Origin of the sequence: Flavobacterium silvaticum, assembly GCF_012911565.1 — a bacterium.
Taxonomy (GTDB): Bacteria; Bacteroidota; Bacteroidia; order Flavobacteriales; family Flavobacteriaceae; genus Flavobacterium; species Flavobacterium silvaticum.
This window is the reverse complement of record NZ_JAAMPU010000105.1, coordinates 165227-184360: the sequence shown is the minus strand read 5'-3', so window position 1 is coordinate 184360 and position 19134 is coordinate 165227. Positions and strand designations below refer to the sequence as shown.

The following is a 19134-nucleotide window of genomic DNA, read 5'->3' as shown; positions in this document are numbered from 1 at the left end:
ATTTAGAGGGTTTCCAAATATAAATAAATGACATACCTTTGCACCAAATTTCAGAAAGTACATTTTAAGCCAAGGAATATGACGGTGTTTTCGCCTAAATCTCTCAAACTCACGCTCTCAATTTTGTTTGTCGCGCTTTCGTTCTCTGGTTTTGCCAATGCGGAAATAGATTCGACTGCAATCCATACCGAAGCCGCTCACGAAGAAGTTGCACACGCAACAGAAGCAACCCACGGATCTGAACACGGCGAACCTCAGGATCAAAAGTCAAGCATCAAGGCTTATATCAACCATCACGTACTTGATTCACACGATTTTACATTCTTCTCTGATCCGGAAACAGGTAAGCATTACGGCTTTTCGCTTCCGATCATTTTGTGGGATAACGGACTACAGACTTTTTCTTCTTCTGAGTTCGAACACGGAGAAAAAGTGGTTGAAAAAAACGGAAACTTCTACGCTATCAACCATCATAACGGAAAAATTTACAAGACTGACGCTGCCGGGACCATGCATGAAGATAAAGATGGTTTTATCACAAACGTTCGCCCGATAGATTTCTCGATCACCAAAAGTGTTGTTTCTATTTTGATTGCGGCTTTGCTGATGTTCTTCCTGTTTCGCGGCCTTGCAAAATCTTACGGGAAAAACAACGGTATCGCTACGGGTATCGGACGTTTCTTCGAGCCTTTGGTGTTGTTCATCCGCGATGAGATCGCACGCCCGAACATCGGTGAAAAATATTACAGGAAATACATGGGTTATTTGTTGACCGTGTTTTTCTTTATCCTGTTCCTGAATCTTTTCGGATTGTTGCCTTTCGGAATTAATGTTACAGGTAACCTTACGATTACATTTTCATTGGCGTTGCTGACTTTTTTCATCACGAACTTTTCAGCCAAGAAAGATTACTGGGGACATATTTTCTGGATGCCGGGAATTCCGTGGCCGATGAAAATCTTGCTTGCCCCGATTGAATTGCTTGGCGTTTTCATCAAACCGTTTGTATTGATGATCCGTTTGTACGCGAACATTTTTGCCGGACACATCGTCATCATGAGCATCATTGCCTTGATATTCATTTTCAAAAGCTGGATCGGAAGCCCGCTGTCCTTTGGATTGGCGTTCGTGTTGTCGATCCTCGAGATATTGGTTGCTTTCCTTCAGGCATATATTTTCACGATGCTTTCTGCCTTGTACTTTGGTGCTGCGGTAGAAGAGCATCACCATGAGGAGGCACATCACTAATAGCATAACCGTTTAATCTTTAATTATATTTATCATGCAAATTCCAGAAATTGTAGGTGCAGGTCTGATCGTTATCGGAGCTGGTCTTGGTATCGGTAAGATTGGTGGTTCAGCAATGGACGCTATTGCCCGTCAGCCAGAAGCTTCAGGTAAGATCCAGGGAGCGATGATTATCGCAGCCGCACTTATTGAAGGACTTGGTTTCGCTGCTTTGTTCGCGAAATAAAAAACTAAAGCATCAGTTGTAACGGTTGGTTGCAACTGATCTTTTTTAAAATTTGATTTTAGATTACAAGATAAAGAAATATGAGAAAGTTAATAGAATCATTTGAATTCGGATTGTTTTTCTGGCAGGTACTGATCTTCATCGGGCTTATCATTTTGTTGCGCAAATTTGCATGGAAACCAATTCTTACTGCGGTCAACGATCGTGAAGACGGAATCCGCGACGCCTTGTTGTCTGCAGAAAAAGCACGCCAGGAAATGCAATCGCTCCAGGCTGACAACCAACGTATCCTTCAGGAAGCCCGTGCCGAGCGCGACGGTCTTTTGAAAGAAGCCCGTGAGATGAAAGAGAAGATGATTGCAGATGCAAAATCAGAAGCGGAAGCTGTAGGACAAAAAATGATCGAGCAGGCTAAAACAGCTATCGAGAACGAGAAGAACGCCGCCATGGCCGACCTGAAATCACAGGTTTCTTCTTTGTCATTGGAAATTGCCGAAAAGCTTTTGAAAGAAGAACTTTCGAACAAAGATTCCCAAATGAAACTGGTCGACAAAATGTTGGCCGATGCAAAACTGAACTAACATGTCAAGAGCTTCCATTCGATACGCGAAAGCGATACTGGACATGGCCGGTGCAAAAGGTGCTGCTGCAGACGTGAACAACGATATGCTGCAAATCAGTGCTTCGATTGCCGAAAGTGCCGAGCTCACGGCTTTCCTTGAAAACGACACGATTGCCAATTCCGTAAAGGAAAAAGCACTACTTGAGGTTTTCGATGCGGCCAATAATTTTACAAAAGGTTTGTTCCGATTATTGGGTGAAAACAAGCGCTTCGGAATCCTGGCAGATATCGCCACATCATACAGTCGTTTGTTCGAAGAGTTCAATGGAATGGAGAAAGTTACCGTGACTACGGCTGTGGCATTGGATGCCGAAATGGAATCACGTGTCATGTCTAAAGTACTTGAATTCACGAATAAGAAAGTGGTGATCGAGAATATCATCAATCCGGAAATAATCGGAGGATTCATTCTGAGAGTCGGCGACAAACAGTACAATGCATCTGTGGCAAATCGTCTTCAGTCGTTAAAAAGAGAATTCGGAAATTGATGAAGAAGTTTTTAGGGATTATCGCTCTTTTTATTTCGATTGCAACGACGGCACAAAAGGTCAAAATCAAAAAGACCGACGTAATAGTAGACGATGTGGCCTGGCTCAAGATTGATGAAACCAGCAGCACGATGTCATTGATGAATGCAGCCGGAGATGAGATAATCTTTGTCAAGTACAAAGAGTTTATGGGTGTAACAGCTGTGACATCGACAAATATGAATGGATCGGTTGGATTCTGGGAAATCAGTTTCCTCGGACAAAATAAAAAGATCGAAATCCAGCATTATAAAAAAGAAGTCCTGCGTTTGCTGTATGCCGGAAAGGTTGTCAATGAAGACGGCACGCTCAATACTGAAAAAGTGGACCGGATGGTCGAAAAATATGGAACGCCTTATTCAGATCAGTACAATGGCGGATCAGATAAAACCATTATCATAAAGGACGAAAGCCCGAAATCGGGTGTCAACATTAATATAGGAAGATAAACATAGAGTTATGGCAGAAATTAAACCGGCTGAGATTTCAGCAATATTGAAAAAGCAACTTACCGCTTTTGAATCGGGCGCTACTTTGGAAGAAGTAGGAACCGTTTTGAACGTAGGTGACGGTATTGCGCGTGTTTACGGTTTGTCCAACGTACAATACGGAGAATTGGTGGAGTTTGAAAACGGTATGCAAGGTATCGTTTTGAACCTTGAAGAAGATAACGTAGGTGTTGTATTGTTAGGCGCATCTACAGAAGTCCGTGAAGGTTCAACCGCTAAACGCACACAGAGAATCGCTTCTTTGAAAGTAGGTGAGCAAATGGTAGGACGTGTCGTCAACACTTTGGGCCAGCCTATTGACGGTAAAGGACCAATCGGTGGTGATTTGTACGAAATGCCGTTGGAGCGTAAAGCGCCGGGTGTAATCTTCCGCCAGCCAGTTACGGAACCGCTTCAGACAGGTATCAAAGCGATTGATGCGATGATTCCGGTCGGACGTGGCCAGCGTGAACTTGTTATCGGTGACCGCCAGACAGGTAAGTCAACGGTTTGTATCGATACCATCCTCAACCAGAAAGAATTTTATGATGCTGGAAAACCAGTATTCTGTATCTATGTCGCCATCGGGCAAAAAGCGTCTACCGTTGCCGGTATTGCAAAGAACCTGGAAGAAAGAGGCGCCATGGCTTATACGGTGATTGTTGCGGCCAACGCTTCAGACCCGGCTCCAATGCAGGTTTACGCTCCGTTCGCGGGTGCTGCAATTGGGGAATATTTCCGTGATACAGGTCGTCCGGCCCTTATCGTATATGATGATTTGTCTAAACAAGCGGTAGCTTACCGCGAAGTTTCCCTGTTGCTTCGTCGTCCACCGGGTCGTGAGGCTTATCCCGGAGACGTTTTCTACCTGCACAGCCGTTTGCTTGAAAGAGCTGCCAAAGTGATTGCAGACGACAGCATCGCCAAAAACATGAATGACCTTCCGGAATCGCTCAAGCCAATCGTTAAAGGTGGTGGATCGCTTACGGCACTTCCAATCATCGAGACACAGGCGGGTGACGTTTCTGCCTATATCCCAACCAACGTAATTTCGATTACAGACGGTCAGATTTTCCTTGAGTCAGATTTGTTCAACTCTGGTGTACGTCCTGCGATCAACGTAGGTATTTCGGTATCTCGTGTCGGGGGTAACGCCCAGATCAAATCGATGAAGAAAGTTGCCGGTACGTTGAAGCTTGACCAGGCGCAATTCCGTGAATTGGAAGCGTTTGCCAAATTCGGTTCTGACCTTGATGCAGTAACGTTGAACGTAATCGAAAAAGGAAAACGTAACGTAGAAATCCTTAAGCAAGGCTTGAACTCTCCGGTAACGGTTGAAGATCAGGTTGCGATTATCTATGCAGGTTCCAAAAACCTGTTGCGTAACGTTCCTGTAAGCAAAGTGAAAGAATTCGAAAAAGACTTCATCGAGTTCCTGAACGCATCCCACCGCGATACGCTTGATGCGCTTAAAGCAGGAAAATTCACAGACGAGATTACAGATGTGATCGAGAAAGTGGCGAAAGAAGTTTCAGCGAAATACAATTAAATTAATTTGAGAATTTGAAAATTTGGAAATGTATCTCATTTTCAAATTTCCAAATTCTCACATTTCCAAATTATAATGGCTAACCTCAAGGAAATACGTAACCGGATCACCTCAGTTTCGTCAACGATGCAAATCACATCGGCGATGAAAATGGTTTCGGCTGCCAAATTGAAAAAGGCCCAGGATGCCATCACGGCCATGCGTCCGTACTCGGAGAAGCTGACCGAATTGTTGCAGAACCTTTCCGCGACTTTGGATGGCGATACGGGAGGCGAGTTCACGACACAGCGCGAAGTAAGGAATGTTCTTATCGTGGCCGTTACCTCAAACCGCGGACTTGCCGGAGCGTTCAATGCGAACGTGATCAAGGAAGTGCGTCGTTTGACCGAAAGCGTCTATGCCGGAAAGCACGTCGATTATCTTACCATTGGTAAAAAAGGAAACGATCTTTTGAAAAGAACCAACCGAGTCGTTTCCAATAACAATGGTGTTTTTGATGATCTTACTTTCGATAATGTATCTGTAATCACCGACAGTCTTGTCCAATTATTCCTCGACGGAAAATACGACAAGATCGTAATTGTCTACAACCAGTTCAAAAATGCGGCAACCCAAATTATTCGCGAGGAACAATTCCTTCCGTTGGCTGCATCGACTGCGTCAGTGAACAATCAGGTCGATTATATTTTTGAACCGAGCAAAGAGGAAATCGTCCTTACGCTGATTCCGAAAATGCTGCGTACTCAATTGTACAAAGCTATCCGCGATTCCTTCGCATCGGAACACGGCGCACGTATGACGGCCATGCACAAAGCGACCGACAATGCCACGGCGCTTCGCAACCAACTTAAATTGACTTACAACAAAGCGCGTCAGGCAGCCATTACCAACGAAATCCTCGAGATTGTTGGCGGTGCCGAAGCACTCAACGGATAAGCAATGCCAAACACGAAGAAAGAGGCCGGTTTTTTGACCGGTCTTTTTTATTTAACTAAATCTGAAATGGTTATTTTTGCTACTGTTTACAACAATCTGAGTGTACAAAAGCCTTTTTAAACAGACTGCCATTTACGGACTTGCCACGGTGTTGCCGCGTATGCTCAGTTTTTTGCTCGTGCGGTTGTATACCAACAAGCTGCCATCTGCCGAATATGGTGAAGTAACCGTCGTCATGGCCTGGATGGTTTTCCTTAACGTCATACTTTCCTACGGATTTGAAACCGGCTTTTTCAGGTTCTACAATACGGAAGCTGATAAGAAGAATGTCGTTTCAACATCTACCATTTCCATATTCTGGTCATCGGTGCTTTTTCTCGGGATTGCACTTTTGCTCAGGCATCAAATCGCAAATTACGTCAATGTAGAAACCAGTTACATCACTTATGCCATTTGGATTTTGGTGCTTGATGCGCTTGTCATCATCCCTTTTTCAAAACTTAGGGCGCAACAAAGACCGCTCGTTTACGCCGCCATAAAGATTGGTAACGTCATTATCAATTTAGGGCTGAACCTGTTTTGTTTGCTGGCTTTACCCGAAATCGCGGCATCCGATCCGAACAGTTTCATTGGCAGTCTTTACATTCCCGATTTTGAGGTCGGATATATTTTCCTGTCCAACCTCATTGCAAGCTTACTCACCTTCATCATCCTGTCGCCTGACTATTTCAAAATCAACTGGCACATAGATAAGGAACTGTGGAAACGTATGATGAAATACGGCCTCCCGATACTTTTCGCCGGAATTGCTTTTGCCATCAACGAGCATTTTGATAAGATTCTCCTTGAAAAACTTTTGCCTCCAAACGTCGCCAAAACACAGGTTGGGGTTTATTCAGCCTGTTATAAACTCGCATTGTTCATGACTTTGTATGCTACGGCTTTCAGATTGGGAATCGAACCCTTTTTCTTTAGCCATGCAGGAAATGAGAACGCAAAGCAAACCTATGCCATGATCACCAAATATTTCGTGATTTTCGGGTCTTTCATTTTGCTTTCGGTGGTGGTTTTTGCCGATTTGCTCAAAATGCTCCTGCTTGACAATCCGGCATATTGGGAAGCCATGAAAGTAGTTCCGCTGATTATCATTGCGAACTTTTTTCTTGGTATTTACACGAATCTTTCCGTTTGGTACAAACTTATAGACAAAACTTCAATCGGCGCTTATATTTCCCTTGCCGGCGCTGCGGTCACGCTCGGGCTCAATTTTATCCTGATTCCGTATATGCAGAAAAATACCGGCGACGGTTATATGGGTTCGGCCATCGCGACCATTGCCGCTTATGGAACCATGATGGCGTTGTCGTATCATCTGGGCCAAAAACAATATCCCATTCCGTATGATAAAAAGAAAATCGGAGGTTATCTGGGGCTTTCCATTTTGTTTTCCGGATTGTCGTTTTACGTTTTCCGTGAGAATTATTTTGTAGGCATTCCGCTGCTGCTCTTGTTCCTGTATTTCATTTATCACAACGAAAAAGAGGCTTTGCAACGCATCATCAAAAGAAAACCGAGAACTGTGGTGTGATTTTTTGAAGCTGTTTCCGGCTATCCGCTATAGCTTTCTCAAACCCGGCAATTTTGCCATCTCACGGCACGAGCTTCTGTTAGTCGCTGTGCCGCTCGGGCAAAATAAGCCGGCTTTATCAAAAGGCTGCCGCTTCTATCCAGGCTAAGCCTCAAACTTTTAAGAACCGAACATCATAAATAATGAAAATAAAAATAATAAATACCTCCGGCCACCAACTGCCGAATTACGAAACCATCGCTTCGGCCGGAATGGATCTTCGCGCCGTTTTATCGGAACCAATCGTCCTGAAATCTCTTGAACGCGCCATAGTCAAAACAGGTTTATTCATTGAACTCCCCGTCGGTTTTGAAGCCCAGGTTCGTCCGCGTTCCGGTTTGGCTGCCAAAAAGGGAGTTACGGTTCTGAACACGCCCGGAACAATAGATGCCGATTATCGCGGGGAAATCGGGGTTATTTTGGTAAATTTATCCCCAGACCCTTTTACGGTGGAAAACGGGGAACGCATCGCCCAACTCGTCATCGCCAGACACGAACGCGCCGAATGGGAAGAAGTTTCTGAATTGTCTGAAACAGTTCGTGGCGCCGGAGGTTTTGGAAGCACAGGAGTTTAATTAGTTATTGTTATTGATATTATTTATTCCACGCTTCATCCAATAAAAAATAAAAATAAAGAATGAAAATAATTGTTCCCATGGCCGGTCGCGGTTCACGCCTTCGTCCACATACACTCACCATTCCAAAACCGCTGATCCCGATTGCCGGAAAACCAATCGTCCATAGATTGGTAGAAGATATCGCCGGGGTCATCAACCAACCGATCGAAGAAATCGCATTCATCATCCACAAGGATTTTGGCGTGCAGGTTGAAAAAGATCTGGTTGCCATTGCTGAAAAACTAGGTGCGAAAGGGTCGATTTATTATCAGGAGCAACCTCTTGGAACCGCTCACGCGATTTTATCTGCCAAAGAATCCATGACCGGTCCTATCGTCGTGGCTTATGCCGATACACTTTTCCGTGCCGATTTTACGTTAGACACAACCGCCGACAGCGTTATCTGGGTCAAGCAAGTTGAAGATCCAAGCGCCTTCGGAGTCGTAAAACTCGATGGAGACCGAATCACCGATTTCGTTGAAAAGCCAAAGGAATATGTATCAGATTTGGCCATCATAGGGATTTACTATTTCAAAAGCGGTGAAACGCTGAGAGGCGAATTGCAATATCTGTTGGACAATGGCATAGAAAAAGGGGGGGAATATCAGCTTACCGACGGTTTGGAAAACATGAAACTCAAAGGGCTTCGTTTCGTTCCGGGAAAAGTTGATGAATGGATGGATTGCGGAAACAAGAATGTGACGGTGGAAACCAATTCGAGATTGCTTGGATTTTTGCATGAGGATGGACAGAATCTGGTGTCAACAGAAGCAAAGATTGAAAATTCAACTATCATTCCGCCGTGTTTCATAGATAAAGATGTGATCCTGATCAACTCGACTGTCGGCCCGAACGTATCTTTGGGCAGAGGCACGCATATTATAGACAGCTCGATTAAAAATAGCCTCGTTCAGACGCACGCACACATCAAAAACGCCAACCTCGACAACGCCATGATTGGCAATCATGCGAGTTTCGACGGGAAATTTACAAGTATCAGCATCGGCGATTATTCCGTACTTGAATAGATTCAAATGAAAAATACAGTCATTGCATTAGTGTTCAGTATCGGAAGTGTCGCATCGGCTTTTGCCCAGCAACCTGAACCCGAAGATATTGCTTTGGCTACGAATGAATTCCGTGACTCGTTCTATGAATCACTGAAGCAGAAAGGCATCGAAAATTACGACAAGGCTATCGTTTCGCTTGAAAAATGCCAACGTCTCGAACCGAACAATCCGGTCGTCTATTTTGAACTCGGGAAGAATTATCTGGCGGCCAAAGATTACAAAAAAGCCTACGACAGTTTTGAAAAGGTGACCCAACTGGATCCGAAAAACAAATGGGCGTGGGTTGGCATGTACGATGTCTGTTATGAAACCAAAGATTACGACCAGGCAATCGTCATCGTCAAGAAACTTGTTGAATTCAAGCAGGAATACAAAGAAGATTTGACGTCGCTTTATATGAATACGCAGCAATTCGACAAGGCGCTTCAGCTGATCAACGAGCTCAACGAAACCATGGGGACTACTGAAACCCGAGAGGTTTATAAAGCCGCAATCATGCGTGACCCGAAATTCCAGGGTTCTGAAATAGATAACCTGTTGCGGCAAATTTCAAACAACCCGAAGGAAGAGCAGAATTATGTGTCGCTGATGTTTTTGTATTGGGATTCGAACCAGGATGAAAAAGCGCTAAAGATTGCACAACAACTTGAAAAGGAAATACCGGGTTCGGATTGGGCACAGATAAGCTTATTCAAATATCATCTGACGAACAACGACGGACCCAAAGCCGTCAAGGCGATGAACGCGATATTGGCCAGCAAAAAGATCGATGACAAAATCCGTCACCGCGTGATGAACGAATTCCTGTTGTTCGCTAAGGACAAACCGGAATATGCTCCTGATTTGGAGAAAGCGATCTCGTATTTCAACAACGATAAAGTAGTCAAAGTCGCCAAAGAAATTGGGAAGTTCTACCACAGTAAGAAGGATTACGAAAAAGCCGCCCATTATTACGAAATGCAACTCAAAAGTGATCCGGGCGATATGGAAGCCATACATTTGGTGCTTGAGGCCTATAGTGAAGGCCAGCAATATGACATACTTGCGCAACGAGCTGAAGGTTTGATCGAATCGTATCCGCTTCAGCCGCAATTCTACTACTACGCCGGATTGGCCTACAATCAGCAGAAAAAATTCAAAAAAGCCAAGGACATCCTCGAAATGGGATTGGACTATGTGGTAGACAATCAACAATTAGAAGGAAGTTTCTACGTTCAATTGGGTGAAGCCGCCAACGGATTGGGCGACCAACAAAAAAAGGAAAGCTATTTCCAGAAGGCCGAAAAATTATTGCAAAAGAAGAAATGAAAAGGATTTGCCTCTTATTGATCTGTATTAGCCTGATTGGTTGTAAAACCACAAAAACGGCTGTTGCAGCAACAACGCCTGAAACGCCAAAATCGATTCCGTCCGATTCGTTCGTGGACGCATTTTATGAAGGAAGAAACGATTTCAAGACTGTGGCCATAAAAGCATCGGCGAAATATGTAGATGAGCATCAGGACCAAAGTGTTACGGCCGACGTACGGATCAAGAAGGATGAAATCATCTTTCTAAGCATCCGTTTCCTTGGTATTACCATGGCAAAGGCAATCATCACACCTCAGGAAGTCAGATATTACGAAAAGATAAACGAAACTTTTTTCGAGGGTGATTATGCGACGTTGAGCAAATGGCTGGGAACTGATCTGGATTTCCAACGTGTCCAGAACCTGCTTTTGGGTGAACCTATCGAAAATCTTAAAGGGAAAAAGGTGAAGCAGACTTCTGACGGAACATCGATCCGGATTGACGATACTTCTGACAAACAAATTCCTAAAGCATATACCTTTGATGCTTCGAACCTCAAAAAATCCGAGGTAAAACAACCGGCGGAAAATCGTAACCTCGAAGTGAATTATCCGGCATATGCAACACAGCAAGGGCGTAACTTTCCGGCCCAGATTCTTATCGAAGCCTTACATCCAAAAGGAAAAACGAATATTCGCATCAATTACAATTCAGCCACATTCAACGAAGAACTTTCGTATCCATATAGTGTCCCGGACGGTTACGAACGCGTTTTTATTGAGTAGATTTGCAGCACAAAACCCAGACAATGCCTAGCCAGACAATGCCTAATCTTTTCCGTATTTTCTTTTTCATGTTGCTGATATGTTCGGTTTCTTACGGACAGACAGACCAGCAGAAACTCGAAAAACGCAAAGCACAGATCCAGCTCGAAATCAAGAAGAGCGAGGAGTTGCTCAACGACATGAAGTCGCGTGAAAAATCTGTCGTGAATCTGATATCGGAACAGAAAAAGAAAATAAGCCTCAAGGAAAAACTCATCAATACCACTGAGAAACAAACCCGTTTGCTCAATGACGATTTGTATCTGACACAACTCAAGATCAACAAGCTGAACCGCGAACTCGTGGTTTTGAAAGAAGATTATGCAGAGATGATCCGAAAATCGTATCGCAGTCGTTCCGAACAAAGCCGGGCGATGTTTTTGTTGTCGTCCCAAAACTTTCTTCAGGCATACAAACGGGCGCAGTACATGAAGCAATATGCGAGTTACCGTCGTTCCCAAGGCGAGGAAATACAGCAAAAGACCAAGCAGTTGCTACAGTATAACGATCATATTGTAGTCCAGAAACAGGAAAAGCAAAAACTGCTCAAGGAAAACGAAACGGAGAGATTGTCTTTGCTAAAAGAAAAAGAAGAGCAGGAAGTATTGGTCAACGGTATTAAAAAGGACAAGAAAAAAATAGCTGCCGATATCAAGAAAAAGCAGCAGGAAAGCCGCAATATCGACAGACAGATTGATAGGTTGATCCAGAAAGCAATTGAAGAAGCCAACCGCAAAGCAGCAGCGGCAGCAGCAAAAGCCAATCCTACAAAAGCCAAAGAGGTCAAAGCCAAAGTCGCCGAAGCGCCAACCAAAATCGTGTTGACACCGGAAGCCAAGATTGTAGCCGATAATTTCCGCGCCAATAAAGGAAAACTGCCATGGCCTGTAGAACGAGGTGTCGTGACATTGGGTTATGGCGACCAGCCGCACCCGGTTCACAAATCACTTGTGGTCCATAACAGCGGGGTCGAGATCACGACTGAAGACGGTGCCAATGCCCGTGCTGTTTTTGGAGGAGAAGTCATTTCGGTCATCGTGATTTCACCGGTCAACAAAGCGGTCATCATCCAGCACGGGGATTTCTTCACAGTCTATCAGAATTTGAGTTCTGTGGCGGTAAGCAAAGGTGATAACGTCCGTATCAAGCAGAACCTAGGGCGTATCCGTACCAATGGTGATACGGGTAAGACCGTTTTGAAATTCCTGATCAAGCAGAATCTGGTGTACAATAACCCGGAAGTTTGGTTGTCGGGAATGTAAACTTTAGATAAAAAGCGCCTTTAATTCCGTAGCATCATGCGGATTCATCTTTCCAGCTAAAACCAAGCTCAGTTGTTTCCGGCGCAAAGCTGCGTCATAACGTTGTTGTTCCAATTCGGTTTCAGGTAATATTGGGGCGACTTCAACAGGTAAGCCCGATTCATCTACGGCAACAAACGTGTAAATCGCTTCATTTGCTTTTGTGCGGACACCGGATTCACGGTCTTCGATCCACACATCAATAAAGATTTCCATGGAACTTTTGAAGCTTCTCGAAACTTTCGATTCAATCGTAACAACGCTTCCCAACGGAATCGATCTGTTGAAAGCTACGTGATTCACTGATGCCGTCACACAAACCCGACGCGAATGTCGTCTTGCAGAAATGCTTGCCGCACGGTCCATTCGGGCCAACAGCTCACCGCCAAATAGGTTGTTTAACGGATTGGTTTCGCTTGGAAGGACAATATCTGTAAGGATGGTCAATGACTCGGAAGGCGTTTTCGGCTGCATGGAATTCTATTAAAAGTTGTCCAAAGGTACGATACGGATCGGGCATAAAAAAACCCGGAATTTCCGGGAGTTTTCTATAAATCTTTTACCATCAGCCAGGCTTGCTTGTCGCGCGTCGACCTGATTTCGGTCATGGCATTCTTTGCAGTTTCGGCATCTGGATAACTTCCGTACAGAACCGGAAATAATCCGTGCTTGTTTTTTCCGATGCGTCGTGCCGGATAACCTAACTTTTTAAGATCCTGGCAGGCATTGTCGGCATTGCTTTCATTACGGAAAACACCCGCAACGATATGATAGGGTAATTTATTTTCTTTTACAGTCAGCGTAACTGCCGGCAGCGGGTTTTCTATAAAAAAAGTAGCTTCCTGTATCTTGTTCTGTACCTGTTCCTGTACCTGTTCGTTTACGAGTAAGGTCTGTTGTTCAACTTGCTTTTGGAATAGTGTGTAACCGATTCCGCCTGTGGCAGAAAAAGCCAACACGAAAACGGCTGCATATTTGAGCCAAGAAGGACTGTTTTTGCGTTCGCGGGCTTCCGGAGTGAATACAACCGGAACGGATTCTTCAAGCACACGAACTTCTTCTTTGTAGACTTCGCGCTTGATTTTTGGTGAAACGAACGAACTCAATCCGAACGATTCCGTGTGGTAATTGATATTGTCAGATGGAGAAAACACCACACTCTGCTCTGCATTCAATGAAAGCTCACCGATATTTTTCAACGTGAATCGTCCGTTGACTTTAAGGATGTCTTTCCAGATCGAAACTTCATTCTGGATGGCAACTACAGCATCGTCGTAAGCAGTTTTTTCTGATTCAGATATATGATTGGCTAAAAGCCCGTCGTTGTTTTTCAGGTGCGGATTGAACGAAATCCGTTTCTTCGGCGGATAGAACGCATTTGAAGATTCCTGGATTTGTGCCGACTGGAATTCGGTCAAAAAAGCTCCGAATCCCGGAACCGTTACACATTGGTAACGATACAGCAGGCGAGAAATGTAATGTTCGATCTTCATAGAAACAAAATTAGGGTTTACGGCTTGGTGTCAAAATTTTATCCACAATTTTTATTAACAATGCCGAAGTAATTTCATACTTTTCAAAATCAATATTTTACTATGCGCCATACAGATTTAATCTACCTTATCGCCTTGCGGCAGTGCTACGGCATTGGAGACATCACCGCAAAAAAGCTGCTGACACACTTCAAATCGGCAGAAGAAGTCTTTAAAAGAAATCCGGTCGAGATTGCCGGATTGACTGGAATCGGACTCAAAAATTCACAGAATATCAAGCTATCTGAATGGCTTCAAAAGGCAGAACGCGAAGCTGAGTTTGCATTTCAGAATAATATCGATTGTCAGCGTTTTGATGATCCGGATTATCCCGAAAAACTCAAACATTGCCCTGATGGACCGACACTTTTGTTTTCAAAAGGCAACATCAATCTTAAAGATAGAAAAATAATCAGTATTGTTGGAACCAGGAAAGTGACTGCAGCCGGAATTGATTTTTGCCGTCGGTTGATTTTCGATCTGGCGCCTTTGGACCCGGTCATTGTTTCAGGATTCGCTTATGGTGTCGATATCGTCGCACATCAGGCCGCCATCGAAAAAGGGTTGCAAACAATTGCCGTCATGGCTCACGGTCACAATCAGATTTATCCCAAACCGCATCAGAAATTCGTCAAGCCCATTTTGGAAAATGGCGGATTCATGACCGAATTCTGCACTTGGGAAAATCCGCTTCCGGAGAATTTCGTCAAAAGGAACCGGATTGTCGCCGGACTTTCAGAGGCGACCGTCGTAATCGAATCTGCCGAAAAAGGAGGTTCGTTGATTACCGCGAACATGGCCCTTGATTATAACCGTGATGTTTTCGCAGTTCCCGGAAAACCGACCGATCCATTGAGCCAGGGTTGCAACAACCTGATTAAAACCCAACGTGCCCAGATATTAACACAGGCAGCAGATTTGGTTTACAGTCTCAACTGGGATCTCAAAAAAACAGAACTTCAGGTCCAGAAGCAATTATTCGTCGATCTGTCTGACGAAGAAAAACTGATTTTCGATCATCTGAGCCAAACCGGAAATCAATCGCTCGACGTCATTGCCCTGGAATGCGGGTTTCCGGTCCAGAAATTATCGGGATTGTTATTGCAGATGGAACTTAAAGGTGTCGTCAGGCCGATGCCCGGAAAAATGTTTCAAGCTGTTTAATCGCGAGACATTTTTTCATAACCGAGTTTTTCACGGACACGATCCAAAACACTATTGGCCACGACACTGGCTTTGACTGCACCTTTTTCAAGAAGCGCATCGAGTTCCGAAAGGTTTTCCATGTAGTAGGAATATTTCTCACGGGCAGTCCCGAATTTCCCAAGGATCAGCTCAAACAGTAATTGCTTGGCATGTCCGTACCCAAAATCACGGTTGGCGTTTTGGTATTTGATACGAAGCGATTCCGTCTGGTCAGCATCCGCCAATAGTTGATAGATGGCGAAAATCTTGCATGTATCTGGATTTTTAGGCTCTTCAAGCGGCGTACTGTCAGTTTCAATCGACATGACCTGTTTGCGAAGTTCTTTCTCAGGCAGGAAAATGTTGATGATGTTATTGGCCGATTTACTCATCTTGCCACCGTTCGTTCCGGGAACCAACATGGTTTCTTCTCCGGTAATAGGTTCGGGAAGCACAAACGTGTCACCCATTTGATGGTTGAAACGCGAAGCCACATCACGTGTGATTTCTATGTGTTGCAACTGGTCTTTTCCGACTGGGACGAATTCGGCATCGTACAATAGAATGTCGGCAGCCATCAGCATCGGATAGGTGAATAATCCGGCATTGACATCTGCCAAACGGTCTGATTTATCTTTGAAGGAATGCGCTAAGGTCAATCGTTGATACGGAAAAAAACAACTTAGGTACCAGGAAAGTTCGGCAGTCTGGGGCACGTCGCTCTGTCTGTAAAAAACGACTTTATCTGTATTCAATCCACAAGCCAGCCAGGTTGCGGCCGTACTGTAGGTATTGAAACGAAGCAATGAGCCGTCCTTGATTTGGGTAGCCGAATGTAAGTCTGCAATGAACAGGAAAGACTCGTTTTCTGGTTGGTTCGAAAGTTCTATAGCCGGAAGGATCGCCCCGAGAAGGTTGCCCAAATGGGGTGTGCCGGTGCTTTGGATTCCCGTAAGGATTTTTGCCATGATACTGATGTTGTCTTCGTTGATGCTTTTTGGACGAAAGTGGTGCAAAGGTAGTGCTTTTGGTAATTTTTATTCCCGATTCGTTACATTTGAGACCATGAAGTATTTTCGATTGGCCGCAACGGTTGTGTGGCGCATTTGGTTTTATGTGCTGATGGCGATTCCGATAATCGGCTTGCTTCCGTTTTTGCTTGTGGCCATATCGCGTGAGAAATGGTATCCGTACTTTTTTGTGATGGCGCGGTTCTGGGCAAAGTTCATTTTGTTGGGAATGGGCTTTTACTACAAAGTACAGCGGGACGAAGAACCGGAACCCGGAAAAAGCTATATGATTGTCGCGAATCATTCCTCTATGGCAGATATAATGCTGATGCTCGTGCTGATCCGGAACCCATTCGTTTTTGTCGGAAAAATGGAACTTGCTAAAATTCCGCTATTCGGATTTGTGTATAAAAGAACATGTATTCTGGTTGACAGAAGCAGTCCAAAAAGCAGGCGTGCCGTTTTTGAAAGAGCCCAAAGTCGTCTGAGCCAAGGCCTGAGCATTTGTATTTTTCCGGAAGGTGGCGTGAGCGATGACGAAAGTATCTTACTCGATAAATTCAAGGATGGTGCTTTCAGACTTGCCATAGAACATCACATACCTATCGTGCCATTGAGTTTTCCGGACAACAAAAAGAGATTCTCATTTACTTTTTTAACCGGAAGTCCCGGATTGATGCGCGCCCGTATCCATCGGTTTGTAAGCACCCAAGGTTTGGAAGACGAGAACAAAAAAGACATCCACAACCTGCGTAACCAGGTACATGAAATTATTGAAAAAGGACTTTTGGAAGCACAAAAAAAGGATGCCGGCCAAGCATCCTTTTAATCCAATGCCTCGGCACCGGATAACAACTTAACTAAAATCGATAGTTCAAACCGGTGTAAATCCCAAAGAAATACGGTTTGTAGTTTCCGGCATCGGAATAGGCGTTGAGCTGGTATTTGACCATCGGCTCCACACGGAAATTCATGTTGCGGAATATCTTGTAATACAACCCAAGACCAAGGTTGGTACTGAAATGCGTCGCGTTGAGGTTGTCGGCTTTTCCAATCGACATTTCAGATTCACCTGAAATGAGTGAAATATCATTTTCCTGTAAAAACAACGTACTCATACCGCCTATGACTTCTACCCCAAATCGTTTATCAAGAACAGAATAAGTCACTTCCAACGGGACTTCCAGATAACCTGTCTTTTGTGAAATGCTTCCCGGAATTGTTTTGGACTGAGCCGCGTTAATATTGAATCCTTCCAGATTGACAGCAGCTGGACGCGAAGTCTGGGACTCGATGTTTATATAAGATCCTTGTACATTACTATTCAGGTGAGCCAGTTGTTGGCGTGCGAATGCCGATTGATTAAATGTCACTCCGGTAGTCCTGTATTCCATTGCCAAAGAGTTGATTCCAGTGCGTACAGATACTTTTTTGCCTATGGCGTAACGTGCGCCAACTCCGTATGAAAGTGTCGTTTTATACTCTTTACCATTATTTGCAAACTCAGGATCGATAGGAGATCCGTTAGATAATGAACTCAAATAAATAGGGGCAACGTGCGTATCGACCTGCCACCTATTTATTTTTTGTTCAACTTCGGTAACCGACTTGTTTTCTTTTTCATTTAACAATTCTCCCATGGCGAGGGATTCAGCCGTAGCAATAGCAGCGGAATCCGTTTTTGTTTTTTCGGCCGGTTTTTGATTTTCGGCCAGCATTTGGGTTAGTGTGTTGTTGTCAGTTACTTTTTTATCGTTTGCATTAGTTGTTGTGGAATTCTTTTTATTTGTATCGGTTACAGATGCGATTCCCGAATTTTCATGTGAATTGTTCAGGTTGTCTTTTCTGTTTTTTCCTTTTGATGTCTTTTGACCTGATTCAGCAACAGCAGCAGATCCAATCTTGTTTGGGGCTTTTGAAGACCGATGCTTTTTAGAGCCGTTATGTCCAACTGTTGCAACCTGTGAATTGTCATCATCTGAAGAAACTCCGGATGCTTTTTGTGATTTGCTTCCAAACCTTTTTCTGTTTGAAACAGATTTGGGTGAAGATTCGTTTTTGTCAGTGTTTGCGACGGCTGAACTGCTATTGTTTTTGAACGTATTATTTTTTATCGTTTTGCCTGAAGGCAATTTTTTATCCGGATTGTCTGAATCATTTTTTTTCAGACTTTCAGAAGCATCAACAACTCCATTTACGGCATTATCGCGGTTTATGGTTTGATTCTGAATGCTTTCGGTTTGGATTTGACCCGGAGTGATTCCTTTTTCATTCGATTTGGCATTCCCTCTGTCGGTCACATTTGTGTCTTGTCCGTTAGTGAAAGAACCGAATCCGCCGGTTTGATCCATCAGCAATAATCCTATCAGCAGTATTGCCGCAACACCTGCGCGTTGCCACCATAAAGGCAGTATGCGCCGCTTGTGTTTGTTTCCAAGCCGTTCTGATATGTTTTCCCAGGACGATTCCGGCGGATCAATCTCGAAATCCTTGAACCGTTCCTGGAACAACCGATCTATGTTTTTCTTCTCGCTCATTTGGCCGAGGGGAATTTTTGTGCTTTATATTGTTCGATCCGCTCTTTTAATATAATCCGGGCACGTGCCAGGTTTGACTTTGATGTTCCGTCTGTAATTCCCAACATCTCCGCGATTTCCTTATGCGGATAACCATCAATCACATACAGGTTGAAAACAAGTCGGTACCGATGTGGCAATTCCTGAATGATTTGCATCAGGAAATCCATCGGAATCTCATCGTCCTCAATCTCAACATTCGCGTCAGGATCTTCAACATCCCGGTTGCCCATATCCAGAAACGATACGTTCCGGTATTGCTGCAACACGTTGTTGACCATCACGCGTTTCATCCAGCCTTCAAAAGAACCATTAAACTTAAACTGGCCTATTTTATTAAAGATGATAATGAAACCATCCTGGAAATTATCTTCGGCCTCCGCGTAGTTGCGGGAATATTTCAAACAGACAGCGAACAACTTCGATTTGAAAAGGCGGTATATCTGCTCCTGAGCACGGGCATTGTTCTGTTGGCATTCCCGTATTAGCTCGTCAAGGTTCAAACC

The 19134-nt window shown here is 44.2% G+C and carries 20 protein-coding genes; 15 read left to right on the top strand and 5 right to left on the bottom strand.

Translation table 11 applies throughout. From position 1 onward, the window contains the following. Positions 1–27 precede the first annotated feature (27 nt). From atpB to G6047_RS09930, 13 genes are all read left to right on the top strand, one after another. On the top strand, positions 28–1248 hold the full coding sequence (gene atpB, locus G6047_RS09990; protein WP_235946529.1) for a F0F1 ATP synthase subunit A: 1221 nt from the start codon (positions 28–30) through the stop codon (positions 1246–1248). A 34-nt stretch (positions 1249–1282) separates the two neighbouring features. After that, positions 1283–1474 (top strand): ATP synthase F0 subunit C, encoded by a 192-nt coding sequence (locus tag G6047_RS09985; RefSeq protein WP_169527464.1) that lies wholly within the window; start codon positions 1283–1285, stop codon positions 1472–1474. 80 nt (positions 1475–1554) lie between these two features. Beyond that, positions 1555–2055 carry a F0F1 ATP synthase subunit B gene (locus G6047_RS09980; RefSeq protein WP_169527463.1) on the top strand — a complete coding sequence of 167 codons (501 nt, stop codon included), beginning with the start codon at positions 1555–1557 and terminating at the stop codon, positions 2053–2055. Between the two features lies 1 nt (position 2056). Continuing rightward, the gene (atpH, locus tag G6047_RS09975; protein WP_169527462.1) at positions 2057–2584 is read left to right on the top strand and encodes an ATP synthase F1 subunit delta; all 528 of its coding nucleotides are present in this window, start codon (positions 2057–2059) and stop codon (positions 2582–2584) included. Next, the gene (locus tag G6047_RS09970) at positions 2584–3072 is read left to right on the top strand and encodes a hypothetical protein (protein ID WP_169527461.1); all 489 of its coding nucleotides are present in this window, start codon (positions 2584–2586) and stop codon (positions 3070–3072) included. Before atpH ends, G6047_RS09970 begins: the two co-directional genes overlap by 1 nt. A 10-nt stretch (positions 3073–3082) precedes the next feature. Continuing rightward, on the top strand, positions 3083–4660 hold the full coding sequence (atpA, locus tag G6047_RS09965; RefSeq protein ID WP_169527460.1) for a F0F1 ATP synthase subunit alpha: 1578 nt from the start codon (positions 3083–3085) through the stop codon (positions 4658–4660). Between the two features lie 75 nt (positions 4661–4735). Next, the gene (atpG, locus tag G6047_RS09960; protein ID WP_169527459.1) at positions 4736–5596 is read left to right on the top strand and encodes an ATP synthase F1 subunit gamma; all 861 of its coding nucleotides are present in this window, start codon (positions 4736–4738) and stop codon (positions 5594–5596) included. 100 nt (positions 5597–5696) lie between these two features. Next, positions 5697–7184 (top strand): lipopolysaccharide biosynthesis protein, encoded by a 1488-nt coding sequence (locus G6047_RS09955; protein ID WP_317168282.1) that lies wholly within the window; start codon positions 5697–5699, stop codon positions 7182–7184. A 182-nt stretch (positions 7185–7366) separates the two neighbouring features. Beyond that, a complete protein-coding gene (gene dut, locus G6047_RS09950; RefSeq protein ID WP_169527458.1) occupies positions 7367–7798 on the top strand; it encodes a dUTP diphosphatase in 432 nt (143 codons plus the stop codon). A gap of 62 nt (positions 7799–7860) precedes the next feature. Further along, positions 7861–8868, top strand: coding sequence for a sugar phosphate nucleotidyltransferase (locus G6047_RS09945; RefSeq protein ID WP_169527457.1), 1008 nt, complete (start codon positions 7861–7863; stop codon positions 8866–8868). Positions 8869–8874: 6 nt separating this feature from the next. After that, positions 8875–10218 (top strand): tetratricopeptide repeat protein, encoded by a 1344-nt coding sequence (locus G6047_RS09940; RefSeq protein WP_169527456.1) that lies wholly within the window; start codon positions 8875–8877, stop codon positions 10216–10218. Further along, complete coding sequence (locus G6047_RS09935) at positions 10215–10985, top strand: DUF4292 domain-containing protein (protein ID WP_169527455.1); 771 nt, start codon at positions 10215–10217, stop codon at positions 10983–10985. Before G6047_RS09940 ends, G6047_RS09935 begins: the two co-directional genes overlap by 4 nt. A gap of 23 nt (positions 10986–11008) precedes the next feature. Further along, the gene (locus tag G6047_RS09930) at positions 11009–12286 is read left to right on the top strand and encodes a murein hydrolase activator EnvC family protein (RefSeq protein WP_235946528.1); all 1278 of its coding nucleotides are present in this window, start codon (positions 11009–11011) and stop codon (positions 12284–12286) included. A gap of 3 nt (positions 12287–12289) precedes the next feature. Here G6047_RS09930 and G6047_RS09925 read toward each other — a convergent pair whose 3' ends face one another. Beyond that, positions 12290–12799, bottom strand: a complete 510-nt coding sequence (locus tag G6047_RS09925) for an acyl-CoA thioesterase (protein WP_169527454.1) — start codon at positions 12797–12799, stop codon at positions 12290–12292. A 74-nt stretch (positions 12800–12873) separates the two neighbouring features. Beyond that, the gene (locus G6047_RS09920; RefSeq protein WP_169527453.1) at positions 12874–13818 is read right to left on the bottom strand and encodes an HU domain-containing protein; all 945 of its coding nucleotides are present in this window, start codon (positions 13816–13818) and stop codon (positions 12874–12876) included. A 102-nt stretch (positions 13819–13920) separates the two neighbouring features. Between G6047_RS09920 and dprA the strand changes: the two genes are divergently transcribed. Continuing rightward, entirely contained in the window at positions 13921–15021 is a 1101-nt protein-coding gene (gene dprA, locus G6047_RS09915) for a DNA-processing protein DprA (protein ID WP_169527452.1), read from the top strand. On the opposite strand, the gene trpS is transcribed toward dprA, so the two are convergent. Beyond that, positions 15018–16010: a tryptophan--tRNA ligase gene (trpS, locus tag G6047_RS09910; RefSeq protein ID WP_169527569.1), complete on the bottom strand. Its 993-nt coding sequence runs from the start codon at positions 16008–16010 to the stop codon at positions 15018–15020. The genes dprA and trpS overlap by 4 nt on opposite strands. A 97-nt stretch (positions 16011–16107) precedes the next feature. Between trpS and G6047_RS09905 the strand changes: the two genes are divergently transcribed. Beyond that, entirely contained in the window at positions 16108–16881 is a 774-nt protein-coding gene (locus tag G6047_RS09905) for a lysophospholipid acyltransferase family protein (protein ID WP_169527451.1), read from the top strand. 31 nt (positions 16882–16912) lie between these two features. Here the strand turns inward: G6047_RS09905 and G6047_RS09900 are convergent, their stop codons facing one another. Both G6047_RS09900 and G6047_RS09895 read right to left on the bottom strand, forming a co-directional pair. Further along, a complete protein-coding gene (locus G6047_RS09900; RefSeq protein ID WP_169527450.1) occupies positions 16913–18589 on the bottom strand; it encodes an outer membrane beta-barrel protein in 1677 nt (558 codons plus the stop codon). Further along, complete coding sequence (locus G6047_RS09895) at positions 18586–19131, bottom strand: RNA polymerase sigma factor (protein ID WP_169527449.1); 546 nt, start codon at positions 19129–19131, stop codon at positions 18586–18588. Before G6047_RS09895 ends, G6047_RS09900 begins: the two co-directional genes overlap by 4 nt. Positions 19132–19134: the final 3 nt, after the last annotated feature.

Excerpts from the sequence above, each read along its gene's own strand:
- atpH (WP_169527462.1), top strand. The coding sequence starts at position 2,057 with ATGTCAAGAGCTTCCATTCGATACGCGAAAGCGATACTGGACATGGCC.
- dprA (WP_169527452.1), top strand. The coding sequence starts at position 13,921 with ATGCGCCATACAGATTTAATCTACCTTATCGCCTTGCGGCAGTGCTAC.
- G6047_RS09940 (WP_169527456.1), top strand. The coding sequence starts at position 8,875 with ATGAAAAATACAGTCATTGCATTAGTGTTCAGTATCGGAAGTGTCGCA.
- G6047_RS09925 (WP_169527454.1), bottom strand. The coding sequence starts at position 12,799 with ATGCAGCCGAAAACGCCTTCCGAGTCATTGACCATCCTTACAGATATT.
- G6047_RS09920 (WP_169527453.1), bottom strand. The coding sequence starts at position 13,818 with ATGAAGATCGAACATTACATTTCTCGCCTGCTGTATCGTTACCAATGT.
- G6047_RS09930 (WP_235946528.1), top strand. The coding sequence starts at position 11,009 with ATGCCTAGCCAGACAATGCCTAATCTTTTCCGTATTTTCTTTTTCATG.
- atpA (WP_169527460.1), top strand. The coding sequence starts at position 3,083 with ATGGCAGAAATTAAACCGGCTGAGATTTCAGCAATATTGAAAAAGCAA.
- G6047_RS09900 (WP_169527450.1), bottom strand. The coding sequence starts at position 18,589 with ATGAGCGAGAAGAAAAACATAGATCGGTTGTTCCAGGAACGGTTCAAG.
- G6047_RS09935 (WP_169527455.1), top strand. The coding sequence starts at position 10,215 with ATGAAAAGGATTTGCCTCTTATTGATCTGTATTAGCCTGATTGGTTGT.
- atpB (WP_235946529.1), top strand. The coding sequence starts at position 28 with ATGACATACCTTTGCACCAAATTTCAGAAAGTACATTTTAAGCCAAGG.
- G6047_RS09970 (WP_169527461.1), top strand. The coding sequence starts at position 2,584 with ATGAAGAAGTTTTTAGGGATTATCGCTCTTTTTATTTCGATTGCAACG.
- atpG (WP_169527459.1), top strand. The coding sequence starts at position 4,736 with ATGGCTAACCTCAAGGAAATACGTAACCGGATCACCTCAGTTTCGTCA.
- dut (WP_169527458.1), top strand. The coding sequence starts at position 7,367 with ATGAAAATAAAAATAATAAATACCTCCGGCCACCAACTGCCGAATTAC.
- G6047_RS09905 (WP_169527451.1), top strand. The coding sequence starts at position 16,108 with ATGAAGTATTTTCGATTGGCCGCAACGGTTGTGTGGCGCATTTGGTTT.
- G6047_RS09980 (WP_169527463.1), top strand. The coding sequence starts at position 1,555 with ATGAGAAAGTTAATAGAATCATTTGAATTCGGATTGTTTTTCTGGCAG.
- trpS (WP_169527569.1), bottom strand. The coding sequence starts at position 16,010 with ATGGCAAAAATCCTTACGGGAATCCAAAGCACCGGCACACCCCATTTG.
- G6047_RS09945 (WP_169527457.1), top strand. The coding sequence starts at position 7,861 with ATGAAAATAATTGTTCCCATGGCCGGTCGCGGTTCACGCCTTCGTCCA.
- G6047_RS09985 (WP_169527464.1), top strand. The coding sequence starts at position 1,283 with ATGCAAATTCCAGAAATTGTAGGTGCAGGTCTGATCGTTATCGGAGCT.